General features: G+C 43.4%; 17 protein-coding genes and 1 pseudogene. 2 read left to right on the forward strand and 16 right to left on the reverse strand.

Features of this window, described 5'->3' with window-relative positions; genetic code table 11:
• Window positions 1-34 precede the first annotated feature (34 nt).
• The 6 genes from rseP to pyrH all read right to left on the reverse strand — a co-directional run bounded on the left by rseP (window position 35) and on the right by pyrH (window position 5,154).
• Window positions 35-1,066 (reverse strand): RIP metalloprotease RseP, encoded by a 1,032-nt coding sequence (rseP, locus tag WKT00_RS03525; protein ID WP_101694125.1) that lies wholly within the window; start codon window positions 1,064-1,066, stop codon window positions 35-37.
• Window positions 1,067-1,074: 8 nt separating this feature from the next.
• Window positions 1,075-2,217, reverse strand: coding sequence for a 1-deoxy-D-xylulose-5-phosphate reductoisomerase (locus tag WKT00_RS03530; protein ID WP_101694124.1), 1,143 nt, complete (start codon window positions 2,215-2,217; stop codon window positions 1,075-1,077).
• 65 nt (window positions 2,218-2,282) lie between these two features.
• Window positions 2,283-3,089, reverse strand: a complete 807-nt coding sequence (locus WKT00_RS03535; RefSeq protein ID WP_101694123.1) for a phosphatidate cytidylyltransferase — start codon at window positions 3,087-3,089, stop codon at window positions 2,283-2,285.
• On the reverse strand, window positions 3,082-3,798 hold the full coding sequence (locus WKT00_RS03540) for an isoprenyl transferase (RefSeq protein WP_101694122.1): 717 nt from the start codon (window positions 3,796-3,798) through the stop codon (window positions 3,082-3,084). The genes WKT00_RS03535 and WKT00_RS03540 overlap by 8 nt, the downstream gene beginning before the upstream one ends.
• Window positions 3,799-3,886: 88 nt before the next feature.
• The gene (gene frr / locus WKT00_RS03545; RefSeq protein WP_101694121.1) at window positions 3,887-4,438 is read right to left on the reverse strand and encodes a ribosome recycling factor; all 552 of its coding nucleotides are present in this window, start codon (window positions 4,436-4,438) and stop codon (window positions 3,887-3,889) included.
• Window positions 4,439-4,458: 20 nt separating this feature from the next.
• Window positions 4,459-5,154 carry a UMP kinase gene (pyrH, locus tag WKT00_RS03550; RefSeq protein WP_101694120.1) on the reverse strand — a complete coding sequence of 232 codons (696 nt, stop codon included), beginning with the start codon at window positions 5,152-5,154 and terminating at the stop codon, window positions 4,459-4,461.
• Between the two features lie 270 nt (window positions 5,155-5,424).
• On the opposite strand from pyrH, the gene WKT00_RS03555 reads away from it, so the two are divergent.
• Window positions 5,425-6,723, forward strand: a complete 1,299-nt coding sequence (locus tag WKT00_RS03555; RefSeq protein WP_340261000.1) for an IS30 family transposase — start codon at window positions 5,425-5,427, stop codon at window positions 6,721-6,723.
• A gap of 281 nt (window positions 6,724-7,004) precedes the next feature.
• Here the strand turns inward: WKT00_RS03555 and WKT00_RS03560 are convergent, their stop codons facing one another.
• The 7 genes from WKT00_RS03560 to WKT00_RS03590 all read right to left on the reverse strand — a co-directional run bounded on the left by WKT00_RS03560 (window position 7,005) and on the right by WKT00_RS03590 (window position 17,563).
• Window positions 7,005-8,366: an MATE family efflux transporter gene (locus WKT00_RS03560; protein WP_340261002.1), complete on the reverse strand. Its 1,362-nt coding sequence runs from the start codon at window positions 8,364-8,366 to the stop codon at window positions 7,005-7,007.
• 146 nt (window positions 8,367-8,512) lie between these two features.
• Window positions 8,513-9,712, reverse strand: coding sequence for an LL-diaminopimelate aminotransferase (locus WKT00_RS03565; RefSeq protein ID WP_101694117.1), 1,200 nt, complete (start codon window positions 9,710-9,712; stop codon window positions 8,513-8,515).
• 29 nt (window positions 9,713-9,741) lie between these two features.
• Window positions 9,742-10,290, reverse strand: a complete 549-nt coding sequence (locus tag WKT00_RS03570; RefSeq protein ID WP_340261005.1) for an ANTAR domain-containing response regulator — start codon at window positions 10,288-10,290, stop codon at window positions 9,742-9,744.
• Window positions 10,291-10,324: 34 nt separating this feature from the next.
• Window positions 10,325-11,620: a glutamine synthetase family protein gene (locus tag WKT00_RS03575; protein ID WP_340261007.1), complete on the reverse strand. Its 1,296-nt coding sequence runs from the start codon at window positions 11,618-11,620 to the stop codon at window positions 10,325-10,327.
• Between the two features lie 49 nt (window positions 11,621-11,669).
• The gene (locus WKT00_RS03580) at window positions 11,670-13,280 is read right to left on the reverse strand and encodes a CTP synthase (RefSeq protein WP_340261009.1); all 1,611 of its coding nucleotides are present in this window, start codon (window positions 13,278-13,280) and stop codon (window positions 11,670-11,672) included.
• 13 nt (window positions 13,281-13,293) lie between these two features.
• Window positions 13,294-16,494, reverse strand: coding sequence for a carbamoyl-phosphate synthase large subunit (carB, locus tag WKT00_RS03585; RefSeq protein WP_340261011.1), 3,201 nt, complete (start codon window positions 16,492-16,494; stop codon window positions 13,294-13,296).
• Window positions 16,487-17,563: a carbamoyl phosphate synthase small subunit gene (locus WKT00_RS03590; RefSeq protein ID WP_101694113.1), complete on the reverse strand. Its 1,077-nt coding sequence runs from the start codon at window positions 17,561-17,563 to the stop codon at window positions 16,487-16,489. Before WKT00_RS03590 ends, carB begins: the two co-directional genes overlap by 8 nt.
• Before the next feature lie 130 nt (window positions 17,564-17,693).
• Between WKT00_RS03590 and WKT00_RS03595 the strand changes: the two are divergent.
• Window positions 17,694-18,269: pseudogene (locus WKT00_RS03595) on the forward strand (IS1634 family transposase); the annotation flags it as partial.
• Window positions 18,270-18,431: 162 nt separating this feature from the next.
• Here the strand turns inward: WKT00_RS03595 and WKT00_RS03600 are convergent.
• From WKT00_RS03600 to WKT00_RS03610, 3 genes are all read right to left on the reverse strand, one after another.
• Entirely contained in the window at window positions 18,432-19,346 is a 915-nt protein-coding gene (locus WKT00_RS03600; protein WP_340261015.1) for an AEC family transporter, read from the reverse strand.
• A 61-nt stretch (window positions 19,347-19,407) separates the two neighbouring features.
• The gene (locus WKT00_RS03605; RefSeq protein WP_340261017.1) at window positions 19,408-20,745 is read right to left on the reverse strand and encodes a dicarboxylate/amino acid:cation symporter; all 1,338 of its coding nucleotides are present in this window, start codon (window positions 20,743-20,745) and stop codon (window positions 19,408-19,410) included.
• A 122-nt stretch (window positions 20,746-20,867) separates the two neighbouring features.
• Window positions 20,868-21,623, reverse strand: coding sequence for a LamB/YcsF family protein (locus tag WKT00_RS03610; protein ID WP_022317958.1), 756 nt, complete (start codon window positions 21,621-21,623; stop codon window positions 20,868-20,870).
• Window positions 21,624-21,644: the final 21 nt, after the last annotated feature.

Below are 21,644 nucleotides of genomic sequence, written 5' to 3' on the forward strand. Positions count from 1 at the left end.
GACTGCCGGGATTTTCTATTCTTTGATTCTCTTATTAAAAAAATACTCTTCGAATATCATTGTACAGCACAAATACCATCAAAAACATCAGAAGCACAATTCCAACGAGATGAACATACCCTTCCTTCTCCGGCGGAATTCTCTTTCCTCGAATTGCCTCAATCACCAGGAATACCAATCTTCCTCCGTCCAAAGCCGGAAGCGGCAACAAATTCATCACACCCAAATTGGCAGATAACAGTATTGCCAGGTTCAGCATCTGTGCAATCACGGCAAACAGGCCATAGGATTTACTCTGCTGGTAAGTATCATCTACCACATCTACAATTCCCACCGGACCAGACAGCTGATCCATCCCTATCTCTCCTGTCACCAGCATCTTCAGACTTTCCATCGTCGTACAGATCCAGAACTTCACTTCATAAGCACCATACTGAAGAGCTGTCAGAAGATTTGCCTTTGTATTTCCCGAACTTCCGATTCCGAACTTTTTATATCCCAGTTCTTCATCCATCTTCGGTTCTAAGGTTACAACTTTCTCTTCCCCGTCATGCAGGTAGGTAATCTCTGTTGTCTCTCCCTGATGGAACTGATTATAATAGACCACTTCTCTAAAAACATTGATCTTCTTATCTCCCATCCGGACAATGGTATCTCCCACTTCCATGCCTGCTTCGGCAGCCGGAAATCCTTCTTCTACAGCTCCAATCGTCGGCTTGTCATATCCGACCATCAACATCAGAATCACTGCAAATAAAAATGCCAGGATAAAGTTAAACACCGGACCAGCCACAATCACAGACATCCTTGCCCACACCGACTTATTATTAAAATTATTCGGAGAATCCGTTGCTTCCTCATCTTCCCCCATCATACAGGAGCCGCCGATCGGAAACAGCTTAATACAATAAACCGTCCCCCTAAACTCCTTAGAAAACAGGATGGGTCCCATTCCGATTGCAAACTCTTCCACATCGATACCGTTCTTCTTTGCCAATGCAAAATGTCCCAGTTCGTGGAAAAAAACGATGAAACTAAATAATAAAATTGCTAATATAATACCCAAGTTGTAAGCTACCTCCTGCTGTTGATCCTTTCATACGTTGCTGCCTCAGTCTCTAGAATCTGCTCCAGTGTCGGATTCGCAATATTCTTATGTGCATGCATACAATCATCTATAATCTCTATAATCTCCAGATACTTAATCTCCCGTTTTAAAAACTGACTGACTGCCAATTCATTGGCTGCATTGAAAACAGTCGGAAGACTTCCGCCTGCCCGTCCTGCCTCATAGGCAAGCGCCAGACCATAAAACGTATCCATATCCGGCTTTTCAAAATCCAAATGTCCCAAACTCCAAAAATCAAGACGTTCTCCCGGAAGATACCGGCGTTTTGGATAATACAATGCATACTGGATCGGCAGTTTCATGTCTGGTGTTCCAAGTTCTGCCATAATCGCGCCGTCCACGTATTCCACCATAGAATGGATAATACTCTGTGGCTGCACTACTACCTGCACCTGATCCACGTCCACATTAAACAGCCATTTTGCCTCAATGACTTCCAAGCCTTTGTTGACCATCGTGGAGGAATCAATGGTAATCTTCTGTCCCATAGACCAATTTGGATGTTTCAATGCATCTTCCACTCGAATATTCAGAAGATCTTCTTCTCTTTTCCCTCGAAATGGCCCGCCGGAAGCCGTCAGCAGGATCTTGTGAATCGCTCCATGCTCATTTCCCTGTAAAGACTGAAAAATGGCGCTATGTTCACTGTCTACCGGCAGAATAGACACCTTCTTTTCTTTCGCCAGAGGCATAATAATATGTCCTGCCGTTACCAGTGTCTCCTTATTGGCCAGCGCAATGTCTTTCCCTGCCTTGATCGCTTCTATTGTCGGACGGATCCCAATCATACCGACGATCGCCGTCACTAAGATTTCCGTGCCCGGAAGAACGGATACCAAGATCAAGCCGTCCATGCCGGACACAACCTTCGTATCTGTATCCGCAATTTTTATTCTCAGCTCTGCAGCCTTCTCTTCTGACCAAACCGCCGCTAAAACCGGATGAAATTCTCTAATCTGCTGCTCTAGGAGTTCAATATTATTTCCCGCCGCAAGTCCAAGAACTTCAATATCTCCATTTTCTCTTACAACCTCCAAAGTCTGTGTACCTATCGACCCTGTAGATCCTAATATGGCTATTTTTTTCATAGATTTCCTCTCTTCAAATAGTATATGACCAATTCCTCTTTCTCATTATCAGTCTCGGAATATTCTTAAAGATTTCCGGCTAAAAATACCGACAGATAATAAATCACCGGCGCCGTAAAAATAACGCTGTCAAAACGATCCAGAATTCCTCCGTGCCCCGGAATCAATTTCCCATAGTCCTTGATATCATGGTTACGCTTAATTGCAGACGCAGCCAGATCACCCACCTGGGAAATCATGCCTCCTACAGCGCAGATTAATGCATAGTGAAGAACAGAAGCCTCTGCGCCTGCCCACTGATTCATGGCAAGTGCAAACAGCGCTCCTAAAAGAGCCGCTCCAAGAATTCCTCCGATTCCGCCTTCCACTGACTTCTTCGGGCTTAAACGCGGCGCCATTTTATGCTTGCCGATCAGCATTCCCACACAATAAGCACAAGTATCACAGCCCCAGGAACTTAAGAAAATCAGCCAGACTACGATCATCCCATCCGCCAGTTCTCTGGTCTGGTAAACATAAGAAAGCATCACTGCTACATAGAAAAAGCCAAAAAACACTGTCATAACCTGTTCTGATCGAAATTTTGGAAATGAGAATACATACACCGCCATTACCAGAATCAAAAATAAAATCGTTAACATGGTCATCGCTTCCATTTTCCCGGCAAACAGCATTCCATAATAAACTACCGTCGCCAGATATCCTGTCATTCCAAGCAGTTTATTATGTACATCCACCACTTTATACAGCTCTGACAAGCCGATCAAACTGATGATTCCAAGCACAGCAAAGAGTACATTTCCGCCATATCCCACTGTGGCAATTAACACAATCACCAATACAATCCCACTTAGTAACCTTGTCTTAAACATCTTCTTCCTCCTTCACCTTTCCGTACCGGCGGTCTCTTCTATTGTACTGTTCGATCGCCTTTAGCAGTTCTTCCTTTGAAAAATCCGGCCACGGAACATCGGTAAAATAGAACTCCGTATATGCCAGCTGCCACAACAGATAATTGGAAAGCCGAAGTTCTCCGCTGGTACGAATCAGAAGATCCGGATCCGGAATCCCATGCGTATCCAGATATCCCTCAAATACCTCTTCTTCTATTTCTTCCGGTGCAATCTTTCCCTCTTTGCAGTCTCTTGCCAGCGCCCGAATGGCTCTGATAATCTCATCCCGGCTTCCATAATTAATTGCAATCTGGAAATTCAGCCCTCCATTATTCTTCGTTGCTTCCTGCAATTCCAGAATTCGGGTCCGAATATCCTCATCCAGTCTGGATATATCCCCAATCACACGCACTTTCATATCGTTCTTGGCTGCTGTTTTCAGACAAGTCTTCATATAATTGCGAAGAAGCTTCATCAGAGCATCCACCTCTTCCTTAGGACGGCTCCAATTTTCTGTTGAAAACGCATATACCGTCAGGTATTTAATTCCCATGCGCCACGCTTCTTCACAGATTTTTTCCACATTCTTACTTCCCTGCACATGCCCGTAATTACGCGGCATTCCTTTGGCTTTCGCCCATCTTCCGTTTCCATCCAGAATAATTGCAACATGCTGCGGTATATTCATATGGTAATTCTCCTTCCATGAATGGGGACAGACCCAAGGTATCTCTTGTCTTTCGGTCTGTCCCCATCGTTTCTGCCGTATAAGTTTCCTATACAGTCATAACCTCTTTTGACTTTGTATCCACAGCTTTGTCTACTTCTTTGATGTATTTGTCAGTCACCTTCTGCAGCTGTTCTTCCAGATCTTTGATTTCGTCCTCTGAAACCTCTGATCCCTTTAATTTCTTAAATGCATCGTTTCCATCACGACGGATATTACGGATTGCAACTTTGGCTGCTTCTCCTTTTTTCTTAACATCCTTTACCAGTTCTTTTCTTCTTTCCTCTGTCAGTTCCGGGAAAATCAGGCGAATTGCAGAACCGTCGTTGGTTGGGTTAATACCAAGCTCAGATACCATGATTGCTTTTTCAATCACCTTTACCATGCTCTTTTCCCATGGCTGAATCTGGATCATACGAGGCTCCGGTACAGACACGTTCGCAACCTGCTGAATCGGTGTTGGCGTACCGTAATAATCTACCATAATCTTATCCAGTACGTGTGGATTCGCACGTCCTGCACGGATGGTTCCAAGTTCTCCGTCCAGGTTAACCATGGTTTTCTTCATTTTTTCTTCATAAACCTGTACTCTCTCGTTCATATTCTAATCTCCTCCCTTTATTACACAGTCACTTTCGTTCCTGTAAATGTTCCCATCATCGTCTCAACAATGCTGTTTTCTTCATTAAGTCCAAATACCAGCATCGGCATCTTATGTTCCAGACACATAATAGAAGCCGTAAGATCAACTGCCATCAGTTTCTTATCGATAATTTCCTGAATAGAAATCTCATCATACTTCTTTGCCTGCGGATTTACCTTCGGATCACTGTCATAGATTCCGTCAATCGCCTTCGCAAGAAGCATTGCATCCGCCTCAATTTCAATCGCTTTCAAAACAGCCCCTGTATCGGTAGAGAAATATGGGTGTCCTGTTCCTCCTGCAAAGAAAATTACCTTACCTTCGTTCAGTGCTTCCACTGCTGCATCCTTAGAAAACAGTGTCGTAAATGCACCACATACAAACGGTGTAAATACTTCCGTCTTCATTCCCGCATACCGGAAAATATCGGATACATAGATACAGTTCATCACGGTTGCCAGCATTCCAATCTGATCTGCCTTTACACGGTCAATCGTCTCACTGGTACGACCTCTCCAAAAGTTACCGCCGCCGGTTACGATCGCAACCTGAATTCCATCGTCCACCAACTTCTTCACCTGCTGAGCCACACCCATACAGGTAGCTTCATCAAATCCTGTCTTTTTATCCCCTGCGAGAGCCTCACCGCTGAGTTTTAACAATACTCTTTTCATAAGTTCTTCGTGCTCCTTATTTTCTCTTCTCTTTATGCTTTCACATACGTGTGGTTATTATAACACAACTAGCAATGAAAAAAAAGTAAAACTAGGCTGATCCCTGTACTTCTTTTGTAGGAACTCACTTGCAAAGTTAAATTCCACCCCTCTGTGGAATTTAATCCTGCAAAAATCTACACTTCAAAGATGGAATTTAATTCTTCCTATTTTTCCTTTATAATTCTTCACACAAACATGGTGCTTCCTCCCAGCGGTAAGGAGACCATTATGAATAAACAAAAACATTTAAACCTGGAAGCAAGAATCCTCATTGAAACTTTACTCAACGAACACCATAGTTTTAAGTCCATTTCCAGAGAACTCGGCAAAGACTGCACTACAATTTCAAAAGAAGTTAAAGCTCATATTTATTTTGAGAAAACAGGGGCTTTAGGCAGATCTTTCAACGACTGCCGTGCTGCCTTCCTCCATCAGTGTTTTCTCCAGAAACTTTGTCTGCGTTGCTCCTACTCGAATAACAAGCTTTGCTGGACATGTGGCAAGTGTACTTCTTCCTGCATCGCTTATGAAAAATATATTTGCCCGAAACTTTCCAAGCCTCCTTATGTCTGCAATGGCTGTCAGCAGCGCTCTCGGTGCTCTCTGAAAAAACGTCTTTACAAGGCATCTTATGCACAGAAAGAATACGAACAGGTCAGAAGTGAATCCCGTTCCGGCTTTGCTCTTTCCGAAACGGAACTAAAACAGCTCGACGATGTGGTTCCTCTCCTCAAAAATGGGCAGTCCCTGCACCATATCTCTGTTCATCATGCTGATGAACTCATGAAATCTGAAAGAACTCTATATACCTATATAAACAGCGGACTCTTTCACGCCAGAGCTATTGATATGCCTCGTACTGTACACATGCGCCCCAGAAAAAATGTTTCCAAAACACTCAAAGTAGACAAGTCCCGTCGTATTGGTCGTGATTTCCGGTGTTTTGAAAATTTCTTGGCGGAGCATCCGGATGCTGCTGTCCGACAGCTTGACTCTGTAGAAGGTACTAAAGGCGGTGCTGTCCTTCTCACCATACATTTTGTTGAGCAGGGGCTGCAGCTTGCCTTTCTCCGCCAACGTAATGATTCCCAATCTGTCATTGACATTTTCAACCGTCTCTATCTTGAATTAAGAACCGATGTTTTCATTGAACTCTTCCCGATTCTCCTTGCAGACAATGGCAGTGAATTTTCAAATCCTTCCGCAATCGAACTGGATGCACAGGGAAAACGTAGAACAACTATGTTCTACTGCAACGCCAGCGCCTCTTACCAGAAAGGGAGCTGTGAAAACAACCACGAAATGATCCGGAGAATCCTTCCAAAAGGAACCGATCTGGGACAATACTTGCAGGAGCAGATTGATCTTATGATGAGTCACATTAACTCCTACTCCAGGAAAAAACTCGGCAACAAAAGTCCTTATGAAGTTTTCGAGTTTCAATACGGCAAAAAAATTTTAGATACATTTCATCTGCGGAAAATTCCTGCTGATGAAATCATCCTTAGTCCTGAATTATTAAAGTAAACAAAATCTAATAAAAAGCTGGGCAGGAATTTAATGCAGCCATCATCGCAGAACATCCCCTGAGGTGGAATTTACCCCTTCCAAAAAAATACACGTAAATTCGACTTCCGCTCGGCATGCAATAAAATACCCAAAACCACAGCTTTTACTTGTATTTTAACTCTGATTCTGGGTATTTCATATATAAAATCTCATTTTTTCTGTATTTGGGTAGAATTTATCTTTTCAAAGTGGATTTTAATCTTGCAAAGCGGAATTTACTTTTTCAATTCACCTACAAACTAGGCTGATCCCTGTACTTCTTTTGGCTTTCTTCGTTTCTCCTGCTGCTTCATAATCCACAGATACATCACGATCAAAAGTCCTCCTGCCAGCACCCAGGCCACCGGACTTGCCATACAAATCCCGGCATAGCTTCCGACCCTGGATGCAAGAAGCGCCGCACTGCTTCTTCCAATCAGCTCTGCAATTCCTGCTGTCATCGGTAAAAATCCATATCCCATTCCCTGGATTCCATTTCGGTATACATTAACAAACACCAATGGAATAAAGGAAATTCCGACACACTTCAAATAGATATCCACATAATTTGTAATTACACCTACATTTTCCGACACAAACAATCCAGTCATATATTTCCCTGCAAAGAATACCACTGCTCCCGTCACCACTGCGTAGATAATTCCGATTCTATTTCCACTTCGGAATCCCTTGCGAATACGATCCAATTCTCCCGCTCCCATATTCTGAGCACAATAGGTTGCCATCGTTGTTCCCAGCGCCACGTAAGCCTGATTGAACAACTGCTCAATCTTATTTGCCGCAGAGAACCCGGCTACCGCTACCGATCCCAGAATATTAAGAGATGTCTGTACTACAATCGTTCCAATTGCTGTAATGGAGTACTGAAACGCCATAGGAAATCCAATCTTCATCTGCCACCTGGCCAGATCCCAATTCACCCTCCAGTCTTCCTTATGTAGATGAAGCTTTGGAACCTTCCTTACAATATACACCAGACACAAAAGCCCTGATACTCCCTGTGAAATCACAGTTGCGTAAGCAGCTCCCGGTGCTCCCATCTGGAAGGCAATAATAAACACAAGATCCAGCACAATATTCAAAAGCGCTGCCAGTATCAGAAAGTACAGCGGCCGTTTACTGTCTCCTAACGCCCGCAGAATACTGGCAAGCAGATTATAAAGTACCTGCGCTGCAATTCCTCCGCATATTACCATAATATATCCATACGCCTGGTCATACATATCTGAAGGCGTATTCATCCAATGAAGGATGTGACGCATCATCGCCATACTTATGACCGTCATCATCACCGACATCACTGCTGATAAAACCGCTGCCGATGCCACCGATTGGCGCATTGCCTTCTCATTTCCGGCACCATAATGCTGCGCGGTTACCACCGTAAATCCTGCCGTCAATCCCATTAAAAATCCAAGAATCAAAAACATCAGAGTACCGCAGGATCCAACCGCCGCCAATGCGGAATTTCCGACAAACTTTCCGACAATAATGGTATCCGCCATATTATAAATCTGCTGAAACATATTTCCGACAAAAATCGGAATGGTAAAGTTCAAAATAATCTTTCCGGGATTTCCCCTCGTCATATCTCGTTCCATCGCTCGCCTCTTTTCTCTTATTCTTTAACCATCTATTGATGTCCTTTTAGGAATTTCTCCTATTTTGACCATTTGATGACATCAGTTTTTATTGTAAGTTAATAACAGGCAAAAGTAAATAACAGAAAATTGCGAAATATTTGCACCTATGCAAATAAACTTCGGAACCGGTTCATTGCCTCCACCGTCTTTTCATAAGTCCCGAAGGAAGTAAGCCGAAAATAATTTCGACCGTTTTCGCCGAATCCTGCTCCCGGTGTTCCCACTACCTGAATCTCTTGTAACAGATAGTCAAAGCACTCCCATGAATCCATCCCTCTTGGGCATTCAAACCATATATATGGGGAATGGATACCGCCGTAAAACGGGATATGAAGATCACGAAGGGTATCTGCGATCACTTTTGCATTCTTCTTATAGTAGGAAAGATTCTCTTCACATTCTTTTTGCCCTTCTTCACTGAATACTGCTGCCGCAGCCTTCTGCACAATATAGGACGTTCCGTTGTATTTTGTGCTCTGCCTGCGGTTCCACATGGCATTCAAAGACATCTCTTCTCCTGTCGAATCAGGAAATACAAGTTCCTCCGGCACAATCGTATATCCGCATCTTGTTCCGGTGAATCCCGCCGTCTTAGATAATGAACAAAACTCAATGGCACACTGCTTTGCCCCCTCAATCTCATAGATACTTCTCGGAAGTGACGGATCGGAAATAAATGCTTCGTATGCCGCGTCAAATAAAATAACTGCCTCATGCCTTCTGGCATAGTCCACCCAGATCTTTAACTGTTCTCGGTTGTAACATGCTCCTGTCGGATTATTGGGGGAACAGATATAAATGATATCGGCATGCTGATTCTCGTTTGGAAGCGGAAGAAAATCATTTTCTGCATTTCCGGAAATATACGTCACTTCATTTCCGCACATGATATTTGAATCCACATATACCGGATACACCGGATCGGGAATGAGAATGACATTTCCTTTGCCAAACAATTCTGTAATATTTCCCGTATCACTTTTGGCTCCATCTGAAATAAAAATATCTGCAAGATTTAGTTCAACACCATTTTTCTTATAATAATCTGCGATTGCCCTTCTCGTCTCTTCATAGCCCTGCTCCGGGCCATATCCTTTGAAAGTTTCCGCTCTCCCCATCTCATCAGCGCCTTCATGGAGCGCCTGTACAGCACAGTGACAAAGAGGTCTTGTAACATCTCCGATTCCAAGACGGATCAATGACTGATCCGAGTGCTTCTCCATATACGCGGCCGTGCGGTGCGCAATCTCGGCAAAAAGATAGCTGTCTTTTAATTTTCGATAATTTTCATTTAATTTTGGCATATTTATTCCTCACAATCTATTTTGGATTTCTATATTTCGTCAAACATCAACATCAAAACCTTCTGCGCCGTTTCCACCATATTCGTGCCATTGTCCATGCTTGATTTCTGTAAATAGCGGTAAGCCTCCTGCTCCGTAAGATGATTTCTCTCCATCAACAAGTATTTCGCATTGCGGATATAATTTTCCTCTTTTGCGCTTCGTTTTTTTATTACTTTCCTCTTCCGATAACGATGCTCAATCTGCCCAAGCACCATCTCCACCGTATTTAACAAATCGTATGCCTTCAAAGGTGTGGTAAGCGCAAGCGTCCCCGATCCGGCATCCGCAACCTTCTCCGGTGAACCAAGCAGCACTAGCTCATAGCTCTCCGGAAGATTCTCCATCAGTTCTACATAATACATGTCACTTAAATGATATCCACTCAGCACAATCCCGCACTCATACTGCCCTGCCATCTGTAACGCTGATGCCCCGGAAGAACAGGCAACCGCACTTTGGAATCCGTGGGTGAGTAAGATTCTTTTGATATTTTTGGCATCATCTAATTTCGGCAATACAATGATAATGACACTCATCCACGTTCCTCCTTCTTCTGCCTGCATCACTTGTTTAGATCAAATACAGATAGTTTTCAATCTCCCACTTTGTAATCTGGCTTTGGTACTTTGTCCACTCTTTTTCCTTGGCTCTTCGATAGGCATCTACATATACATCACCTAATACCTCTGCTACCAACGGTTCTTTTTTCATTTTATCCAGCGCTTCTCCGAGATTTCTCGGAAGTGTTCGGATTCCTCTGATATCTTTAGAAAATTCTTCCGGAGCTTTTAACTCTCTTTGTATTCCGTCAAGACCTGCTTCCAGGCAAAGCGCAAATACAAGATAAGGATTCGATGCCGCATCCGGACTTCGAAGTTCCATTGTCATAGATTGAAACTTTCTTTTTGCTACACGAAGAAGCGTATTTTTATGTTTCTTTGACCAGTCAACATTCGATGGTGCCGCAAATCCCGGAACAAGACGTTTGTAAGAATTGACCAATGGATTTAAGATAGCAGTGATTCCGTCAATGTGCTCACAGATTCCGGCCAGGAAAGCTTCACCCTCCCGGCTCAGATTGCCATCCTCACCCTCAAATACATTTCGGCCATCCTTATACAGCTGCATATTCAAATGCATTCCCGAACCATTCATCTCTTGAAGCGGCTTCGGCATAAATGTGGCGTGAAGCCCATAACGTTTCGCGATCGTCCGCACAACCATCTTAAATGTAGTCACCTTATCGGCTGCTGCAAGCGCATCTTCAAATATAAAATCAATCTCATGCTGCGCAGAAGCGATCTCATGGTGGGAAGAATCGATCTCATACCCCATCTCTTCTAACGTAAGAATAATATCACGCCTTGTATTTTCGCCAAGATCAATCGGTGATGTATCTAAATATCCCGCTTTTTCATGCGTCAATGTTGTCGGCATTCCGTTTTCATCCGTATGAAATAAGAAAAATTCACATTCCGGGTTCACCTGAAATGTATACCCCATTGTGGCAGCATGTTCCACTGCACGCTTCAGGACACGCCTTGGACTCGCCTCATATTCAGAACCGTCTTCTCGGCATACATCACACAAAAATCTTGCCACTTTTCCATGCTGCGGTCTCCACGGAAGGATGGTGAACGTATCAAGATCCGGCTTTAAATACAGTTCTTCTTCTCCTTCCCGCGCAATCTCGTCTAAAGAAGCAAGATCAATGCTGTAACGATTTTCCATCACTTTCACAAGACGGCTTGACGGAACTGCAATATTTTTAATCATTCCAAACATATCGGTGAATTGTAGACGGATGAACTCCACGTCTTCTTCTTCTACTCTTCTTAAAATCTCAGCTTTATTATATCTCTCCATACAGACTTCTCCTTTGCTTTTTCAAATTACAGTAATAAATAATTAAATTTTAGCAATGCTCCTGCTGTCTGTCAAGAGATGCCCTGATCAGCCCATAAAACAACGGATGCGCTTTGTTGGGTCTTGATTTTAATTCCGGATGTCCCTGCGTTGCTATGAAATAAGGATGTCCGTGAAGTTCCATCATTTCCACGATCCGCTGATCCGGCGAGCATCCGCAGAGCCTCATTCCATGACTCGTCAATTCTTCTCTGTACTCATTATTTACTTCATACCGATGGCGATGACGTTCACTGATCACATCCGTTCCATAAAGACTCCGCGCAAGACTTCCTTCTTCCAGTACACAAGGATAAGCGCCCAGTCTTAAAGTCCCTCCCAGATCTGTCACCTGATTCTGCTCCGGCATAAGTGCAATAACCGGATGTGCAGTATCCGGATCAAGCTCCACACTATTCGCGTCTTCATAACCGATCACATGTCTTGTATACTCGATAATGGCTGCCTGCATGCCAAGACATATTCCAAGGAACGGAATCTTCTGTTCTCTTGCATATTGAATAGCCGCAATCTTTCCTTCGGTTCCCCTCGTTCCAAATCCGCCCGGAACTAAGATTCCATCCACTCCGGCAAGTAGCGGGCGCGCACCTTTTTCTTCCACTTCTTCTGCATCCACCCATCGGATCTTAACACTTGCTCTTGCTGCAATTCCGCCATGCTTTAACGCTTCCACTACACTTAAATAAGCATCGTGAAGCTGAATATATTTTCCTACAATCGCAATCTCTACTTTCCCTTTTGGATGCTTTAGGTTATATACCATCTCTTTCCATTCCTTAAGGTCCGGTTCCGGGCATTCCAGATGAAGCGATTCACAGACTACCTGTGCCAGATGTTCTTTCTCCATTGCAAGGGGAGCTTCATACAGATATTCCACATCCAGATTCTGAAGCACATGATTCTCAGGCACATTACAGAACAGTGCAATTTTCTTCTTTAATTCTTCCGGCAACGGATGTTCACTTCTGCACACTAAGACGTCCGGCCATAGTCCCATTGACTGAAGCTCCTTGACACTCTGCTGCGTAGGTTTACTTTTCAGTTCTCCTGATGCGCCAAGATACGGAATCAGTGTCACGTGGATAAGCACTGCATTTTCATGTCCTGCCTCATGCTGAAACTGACGAATTGCCTCCAGAAATGGCTGACTTTCAATGTCTCCCACTGTACCTCCGATTTCAATGATCACAATCCGGTTCTTTTCTTCTCCACCATGGAAAAAACGACTCTTAATTTCATTCGTAATGTGCGGAATCACCTGCACGGTGCCTCCGCCATAGTCTCCGCGACGTTCTTTCTGCAAGACCGACCAATAGATCTTCCCCGTGGTCACATTGGAATTTTTGTCCAGGCATTCATCAATAAAACGCTCGTAATGCCCCAGATCAAGATCGGTCTCTGTACCATCATCCGTAACAAACACTTCTCCATGCTGTACCGGATTCATCGTTCCCGGGTCCACATTAATATACGGATCAAACTTCTGCATGGTCACCTGATATCCTCTCGCCTTCAGAAGTCTGCCAAGTGATGCCGCCGTAATTCCTTTTCCTAGACCGGAGACAACCCCTCCGGTCACAAATACATATTTTACTGCCATCCTTTTTCCTCCTCTAAACATCTTTTGCGATATCGATCAGACTGAGCCGGTCTTTATCTCTGTACTGGAGACTGTCCGCTAACGCTCTTGCAGTATCAATGGCCGTCAGCACATTCACCCCGGTCTCAATCGCATTTCTTCGAATGACAAAGCCGTCCTTTGCATGTTCAGCCCCTTCCTGCGGTGTGTCAATGATCAGATCGATCTCATGGTCAAGAATCAAATCAAGGATATTCGGAGATCCCTCCTCCATCTTCCCCACTTTCTGCGACATAACACCAGCCTCTTCAAGCGCCTGATATGTTCCTTTGGTAGCATAGATCTGGTAGCCAAGCCTTGAGAATCGTCTTCCAATCTCCACCGCCTCTTCTTTGTCCTGATCCCGTACAGAGAGAATCATTTTCTTATATTTCGGAAGCCTTACCCCCGCCCCAAGAAATGCTTTATAGAGCGCCTCTACAAAATCTCCTGCGATTCCGAGGCACTCCCCTGTCGATTTCATCTCCGGACCAAGGCTTATTTCAGCTCCCCGGATTTTTTCAAAGGAAAAGACCGGCATTTTTACCGCATAATATTTCCCGGCAGGTGCAAGCCCTGTTCCGTATCCAAGCTCTGATAACTTTGCTCCATTCATCACCTTTACCGCAAGTTCAATGATCGGGATTCCCGTCACTTTACTTATATACGGCACCGTCCTGCTGGAGCGCGGATTGACTTCAATTACATAGACACGTCCTTCACATACAATAAACTGAATATTGATAAGTCCCCGCACATGAAGTGCCCTTGCAAGTCTTCTTGTATAATCGGTGATCACAGCCTGAATATCCGTTGTAAGGCTTTTTGCCGGATAGACTGACACACTGTCTCCGGAATGAATACCTGCCCGCTCAATGTGCTCCATAATTCCGGGAATGAGAATCTCCTCCCCGTCGCAGACTGCATCCACTTCTACCTCTTTCCCTTGAAGATATTTGTCCACCAGAATCGGATGCTCCTGCGCGATCTGATTAATGATTCCCATGAACTCTTCAATATCCTGATCATTCACTGCGATCTGCATCCCCTGTCCACCTAGAACATAGGACGGTCGCACAAGCACCGGATAGCCGAGTTCCTGCGCTGCCTCCTTGGCTTCCTTCGAAGTATATACGGTTTTCCCTTTTGGTCTGGGGATTTCACACTCCTCTAGAATCTCATCAAAGAGTTCCCTGTCTTCTGCCGCATCTACATCCTTCTGCGCAGTTCCGAGGATCGGAACTCCCATCTCCATCAAATCCTTCGCAAGTTTAATCGCTGTCTGACCTCCAAACTGTACCACCGCGCCATCAGGATGTTCCAATTCCACAATTCCGCGCACGTCCTCGGCAGTCAGAGGTTCAAAATACAGTTTATCTGCAATATCAAAATCTGTGCTTACCGTCTCCGGATTATTGTTGACAATGATTGTCTCATATCCTTCCTTTTTAAATGCCCACGCAGAATGGACGCTGCAGAAATCAAATTCAATACCCTGTCCGATTCGGATTGGTCCGGAGCCAAGAATCAATACCTTTTTTCGTCCTTTCGAAATCTCCGCCTCATTTTCGCTTCCGTATACGGAATAATAATATGGTGTATCCGCATCAAATTCCGCAGCACACGTATCAACAATCTGATACGCCGGACGGATTCCATAAGCATATCGCATCTGTCTTACTTTTTCCTCGGTAAGCTTTGTCAGTTTTGCAATGACACTGTCCGGAAATTCCATTTTCTTAGCTTCCAACAGTACTTCTCTGGTCAACGGCTCTCTGGCAAGCTTTGCCTCCATCTTCACAAGCTTCCCGATCCTAGATAAAAACCAGTTATCAATCCTTGTAATCTCGTGGATGGTTTCCATGTCTATCCCCCGTCGAAACGCTTCTGCAATCTTGTAAATTCTCCTGTCATCCACTTCTTTTATCTTCTCGATCAGCTCTTCCCTGCTGATCTTCGAATAATCATAAGAGAGAAGACTGTCCACGTGCTGTTCCAGCGACCGCAGAGCCTTCATCAATGCGCCTTCAAAGTTCTGACAGATACTCATCACCTCTCCGGTCGCTTTCATCTGAGTTGTCAAACGATGCTTGGCTGTAAGGAATTTATCGAATGGAAGTCTCGGGATCTTTACAACACAATAATCTAAGACCGGTTCAAAGCTTGCGTAGGTTTTTCCTGTCACTTCATTAAAAATCTCGTCCAATTGATATCCCAGCGCTATTTTTGCCGCTACTCTTGCAATTGGATATCCCGTTGCCTTCGAGGCAAGCGCTGACGATCTGCTCACTCTCGGATTGACCTCGATCACACAATATTCATAAGATTCCGGGTGTAAGGCAAACTGTACATTACACCCTCCAGTGATCTGAAGCTCCCGGATAATCTTAATCGCAGATGTACGCAACATCTGGTATTCTTTATCACTTAACGTCTGAGAAGGCGCTGTCACAATACTGTCTCCGGTATGAACCCCGACCGGATCTACATTCTCCATATTGCATACCGTGATACAGGTATCATTCCCGTCCCGTATCACTTCATACTCTATTTCCTTCCAGCCGGCAATACAGCGCTCAACCAGCACCTGATGCGTTCTGGATAGGCGAAGTCCGTTTCCGAGAATTTCCTCACATTCCTTCTCATCCTGAGCGATTCCTCCGCCACTTCCGCCCAGCGTGTATGCCGGTCTTAAAACGACCGGATAACCGATCTCTTTTGCAAATGCCAGACCATCTTCCACGGACTCGACTACGAGAGACGGGGCACACGGTTCGCCGATCTTCTCCATTGTCTTCTTAAATTCCAGACGATCCTCCGCCTTTTTAATCGTCTCCGCAGTCGTACCGATCAAACGAACATGATGTTCTTTTAGAAACCCACTTTCCTCCAATTCCATGGCAAGATTAAGTCCTGCCTGACCGCCCAGTGTAGGAAGCACACTATCCGGCTGCTCCTTGATGATCAGCCGCTTGGCAGTCTCTACTGTCAGAGGCTCAATATACACATGATCCGCAATCTCTTTATCTGTCATAATCGTCGCCGGATTCGAATTCAGAAGTACCACTTGTACGCCTTCTTCTTTCAGGGAACGACATGCCTGTGTTCCGGCATAATCAAACTCTGCCGCCTGACCGATCACGATCGGACCGGAACCGATTACCAGCACTTTTCTGATCGTTTTATTTCTAGGCATAACTATCCTCCTTCACCATTTCTATAAACTTATCAAAGAGCCACGCTGTATCCTGAGGCCCGGGGTTTGCTTCCGGATGAAACTGTACCGTCATAATCTTTTTGTTTTTATAGCGAAGTCCCTCGTTCGTTCCATCATTGACATTGACAAACAATTCTTCTGCTATTCCCGGTTCCATGCTGCCGGCATCCACAGCATAACCGTGATTTTGAGAAGAGATATAGACTTTCCCATCTGTCAGATCTTTCACCGGATGGTTTCCACCTCGATGTCCATAAGTCAATTTATATGTTTTCGCCCCATTGGCAAGCGCCATCAACTGATGACCAAGACAAATAGCAAAAATCGGAATGTCCCTCTCATATAACTTGCGGATCTGTGAAATAATCTCCATACAGGTGGAAGGATCGCCGGGACCGTTCGATAACATGATGCCATCCGGATTGGCTCGCAAGATTGTTTCCGCAGAGGTATCTGCCGGATATACCGTCACCTCACACCCTCTTCTATTCAGGGAAGCTGCAATATTCGCCTTCGCTCCCAGATCAAGGAGTGCAATCCTTGGACCATCTCCCTTTAACACATAGCTCTCTTTGCAGGAAGTCTCTCTGACAACATTTCCCATCTTGTAAGTATGAAGTTTCATGATCACATCACTCATGCAATAATCCACATCTGTAGTGATCATCCCGTTCATGGTTCCTTTTTTTCTGAGAAGTCTGGTAAGCGCTCTTGTATCTATTCCCGTAATGCCTGTAATTCCTTCTTCTGCAAGCAGATCATCAAGCTTCCCCTCACACCGGAAATTACTTGGCATATCTTCCATTTCTCGTACAATCAGCCCACCTGCCCAGATATGAGCAGACTCCCGATCCGGTGTCACCCCGTAGTTTCCGATCAGCGGATACGTCAGCACCACCATCTGCCCCGCATAGGAAGGATCTGTCAGCACCTCCAGATATCCCGTCATAGACGTATTAAACACAACCTCGCTTACCGCTTCCTTTTTTGCACCAATCTGCGTTCCTTCAAATACAGTGCCATCCTCTAATATAAGAAATGCTTTCATGAATGAGTCCTCCTAAACCTAAAAAAAGGAGTCAGAAACCCTACGGTTCCTGACCCCTTTGTCAGCATTTAATCATTATTATTATGGTACTTTCCCGAGTGTTTGTCAAATCTTTTTTTAATATTTACCGATACAATCTTCAGATAAAACCAGAAAAGGAAAAGGTTCAAATGATCCAGCTCGTTTCATTCAAAGAACAGCTGTCACAGAAGATGGTGAAATAGCTCAAAAAAGTATTTATCAATTAGATGAAGCTAAAATCCTAGAAGAGTCTATGTATGATGGTTTTTATGCAGTGGTTACAAATCTTGAGGGAGATATCAGGGAGCTTATCAATATCAACAAACAACGATGGGAAATCGAAGAAAACTTCAGAATCATGAAGTCAGAATTCGAGGCGAGACCTGTATTTGTCAGACGCGGAGATCGCATCAAAGCTCATTTCCTGACCTGCTTCATTAGCCTATTAGTTTATCGATTATTAGAAAAGAAACTTGGAGAAGAGTTTACCTGCAGTCAGATTTTAGAAACATTAAGAACTATGAATGTTACACTTTTATCCAAAGACAGTGGCTACATTCCTTCTTACAAACGTACAAAGATAACAGACAAACTACATAATTCCTTTGGGTTTCGTACGGATTATGAATTCATACGCAAATCTACTATGAGGACGATTATAAAAGAAACAAAACAGAACAAATAGAAAAATAGCACATATCGTTGCAAACAAGAAAACGGCTACACCGCCCATATTTACGGGGCTTGTAGCCGCATTTTCATTTTTCAACTGTCAAAGATGGGATTTTAGCACAAGAATAGAAAATCGTGCAAATTATATTCTGTGAAGAATACGAATTCTTCCAATTTATAACATAAGACATATTACCGGTAATGTCACGATTGACAAAAGAGTCGATACAAAAATCGAGCGTGAAGCTGTTTCTCCATTATAATTATATTTATCTGCAAGAATTGCTGTTGTTGCTGCCATCGGCATCGCACTTAACAAAACAGCAACATTTCCCAGTACCAGATCTATACCAAGAAGACGGACTGCACCAAAGACAATTGCCGGAAATACAATCAGGCGAATCAAACAGTAATACAAAATAGACGGATCCAGAAAATCGCTCCATTTTGAATTTGCGAACATTGCTCCCACAGTGATCATGGACAGTGGTGTCGTACATTTGCTCAAGCCAGCAATTGTATTTCCTAGAAACGATGGCAGCGGAACAGATGCTATCATCAAAAAAACTCCTATAACTATCGCAATAATACACGGATGTTTTATCAGCTTTTGAAAAGATTCTTTTTTATCCACATTCGTAAATAAAGAAAGCCCGGCAGTCCACATCATAATACGGATCGGAATTTGAAAAAATGATGTATAAAGCACACCAAGATTCCCATATAATTCCCCTACAACCGGAATTCCAATAAAACTGGAATTTGAAACAATCAAACCGTATTTGAAAATATTTTTCTTATCTCTTGAGACAGGCGCAAAAAATAACATACTCAAATATAGCGCCGCCACCTGTATCCCAAAAGAAATCCCCAACGCAATCAAACAATGGCGGAGAAGATTTTCAGATACATTCCATTCACCGAGGAAAGACTCTATAATATTACACGGCAGGATTAAATTCACCGTCAAGTTCGACAATGTCTTCCGGCCGGACTCTGAAATAATATTTCTTTTTCTAAATAGAACTCCCACAGCCATTAACAGAAATAACATCATCTGTAACTGAAACATTTTCGCAAAGTTATCCACGTTACCCCCTCCAAAGTAAATCAATTCGGGACGGGCTTTTTGAAAACCCGTCCCGAATTAATTATCCATTATATTTTTCTTTATCTAATTCTTTTTCTTTTGCGTTTACGATTACGTTTACTGCTGCGTCTCCGATAACATTCAGAGGAAGCAATGCCATCTCAACCGGACGATTGATTGCAACAACCAGTGCATAACCGATCAAGCATGCTTCTGTGGTCCATCCCATTCCAGATAAAACAGTGAAGATCATCGTTGTTCCTGCAATCGGAATTGCCGGTGTTCCCGCTGCCGCACAGATTGACAAGAATGCCATAACGATCATGTTAGCAGGTGTTACATCAATTCCTGCTGCTGTTGCAATGAATGTCACTGCAAACATGTGCATAACCGTTGTTCCGTTCATATTGATCGTCATTCCTGTCGGAAGTACAAAGCTTGTAATTTCTTCGCTACATCCCAGTTCATCAATACAGGTTCTTGTATTCAATGGAAGACAAGCTGCAGATGAGTTTGTTGAAAATCCGAACACTCCTACCTTCGCTATCTTCTTTAAGAACTTCACCGGATTCTCTCTTGTTGTAATCCAGATTCCAAGTGGATATAAAGTCACTACTAACAAGAATAATGTAAGCATTGCAAAGATGACATATGCTGCTGCCGGAGCAAGATATTCTACACCATAGATTGCAAAGGTTCTGGAAATCAAACAGAAAATTGCAACCGGTCCTACTTTGTTGATCAGGAATGTCAAATACATCTGAATTACTTCGTTTGCGCTTTCCAATACTTTCTTTAATGGATCTGCTTTTTCTCCAAGCTGGTTCATGCACAGACCAATAATGATCGCAACTACGACAACTGCCAAAATGCTGTTATTTGTACTGAATGCTTCCGTTATGTTGCTCGGTACCGCATTGACAATTGTTGCCAGTGGATTAAATGCGTCGATTGTTGCCGCCTCACTTACCGCTTCACTTGGGAGTGTAACATTGAAGAATCCCAGTGATTTTATAATATAAGCGATCACACATCCGAAAAATGCTCCAAATACATAAAATCCCAAGAATCCAAGCAGCGTCTTTCCTGCAATACGGCCAAGTTTTGTTGAATTAGAAATGCTGCACATTGCAAGACTTAAGGACACTAATACCAGAGGTACGATTGCAAGTTGCAGGCCTCTCATAAAGATCTGTCCTACAATATAGAAGATTCCGACAGCGCCAACACCTTCTTCTACTGTAATATCCTGAAACAAAATTTTATTAATTACATTCCATGTACTTTCTGAAACTACATTTTCTCTGATCAGCAAAAAAGCAATACCTACGATCAAACCACCAACCAGAGCAATCATCATCTTTTTTACTACTGACATTTGTTCTTTTTGCTTTGCCATTTTCTCTTCACTCCTTGTTTTTCTCCTATTTTAGGGTACAAAAATAGCGCCAAAACAAATCACCAACTGTTTCCCTACTTTTTTGTATTCAAATTAATGATTCATCCGGCGCTTTCCTATACTTACATAGGTTTAATCTCAATTCCTTCTTTTTCAAATGTCTCCCGAATCCTTCTTGCAAATGCAATTGCCTTCGGTCCATCGCCATGAACACAGAGAGTATCACCTTTAATGTCAATATCTTTACCATTAATTGACGTAACCTTTCCTTCTTTAATCATCCGCACACAACGGCTGATTGCTACATCTTCATCTGTGATCATAGATCCTTCCATCTTTCTTGGAACCAGTGATAAATCATCCATATACGCGCGATCCGCAAAAATTTCTGCCGCTGTTCTAAGCCCCATGTCTTCTGCAATTTTGCCAAGTACAGCTCCTGCACAATAGTAGATGATCAAATCTTTATCTACTTCATATACCGCTTCACAAATTGCTCTGGAAATCTCTTCGTCATACTGACATTGATTCCCCATAGCTCCATGAGGCGCCACATGATGCAGTTTCATTCCATAACTCTGTGTAAATGCAGACAACGCTCCAATCTGATATTTCACATAATTCTTTACTTCTTGAAAGGATAATACCATCTTTCTTCTTCCAAATCCCATCAAATCCGGATAGCCGGGGTGCGCTCCGACTACAACGCCTCTTTCACTTGCCATCCGTACCACTTTATCCATTACCATCGGATCTCCGGCATGCCATCCACATGCTACATTAGCTGCTGTAATCTGTTGAAGAATCGCTTCATCATCTCCCAGCTTATACGCACCGAAACTTTCTCCAATATCACTATTCAAGTCGATCGAATACATAATTTCCCTCCTTTCTTTTTT

Source organism: Dorea sp. ICN-14282, assembly GCF_037890115.1.
Taxonomy (GTDB): domain Bacteria; phylum Bacillota; class Clostridia; order Lachnospirales; family Lachnospiraceae; genus Dorea_B; species Dorea_B phocaeensis.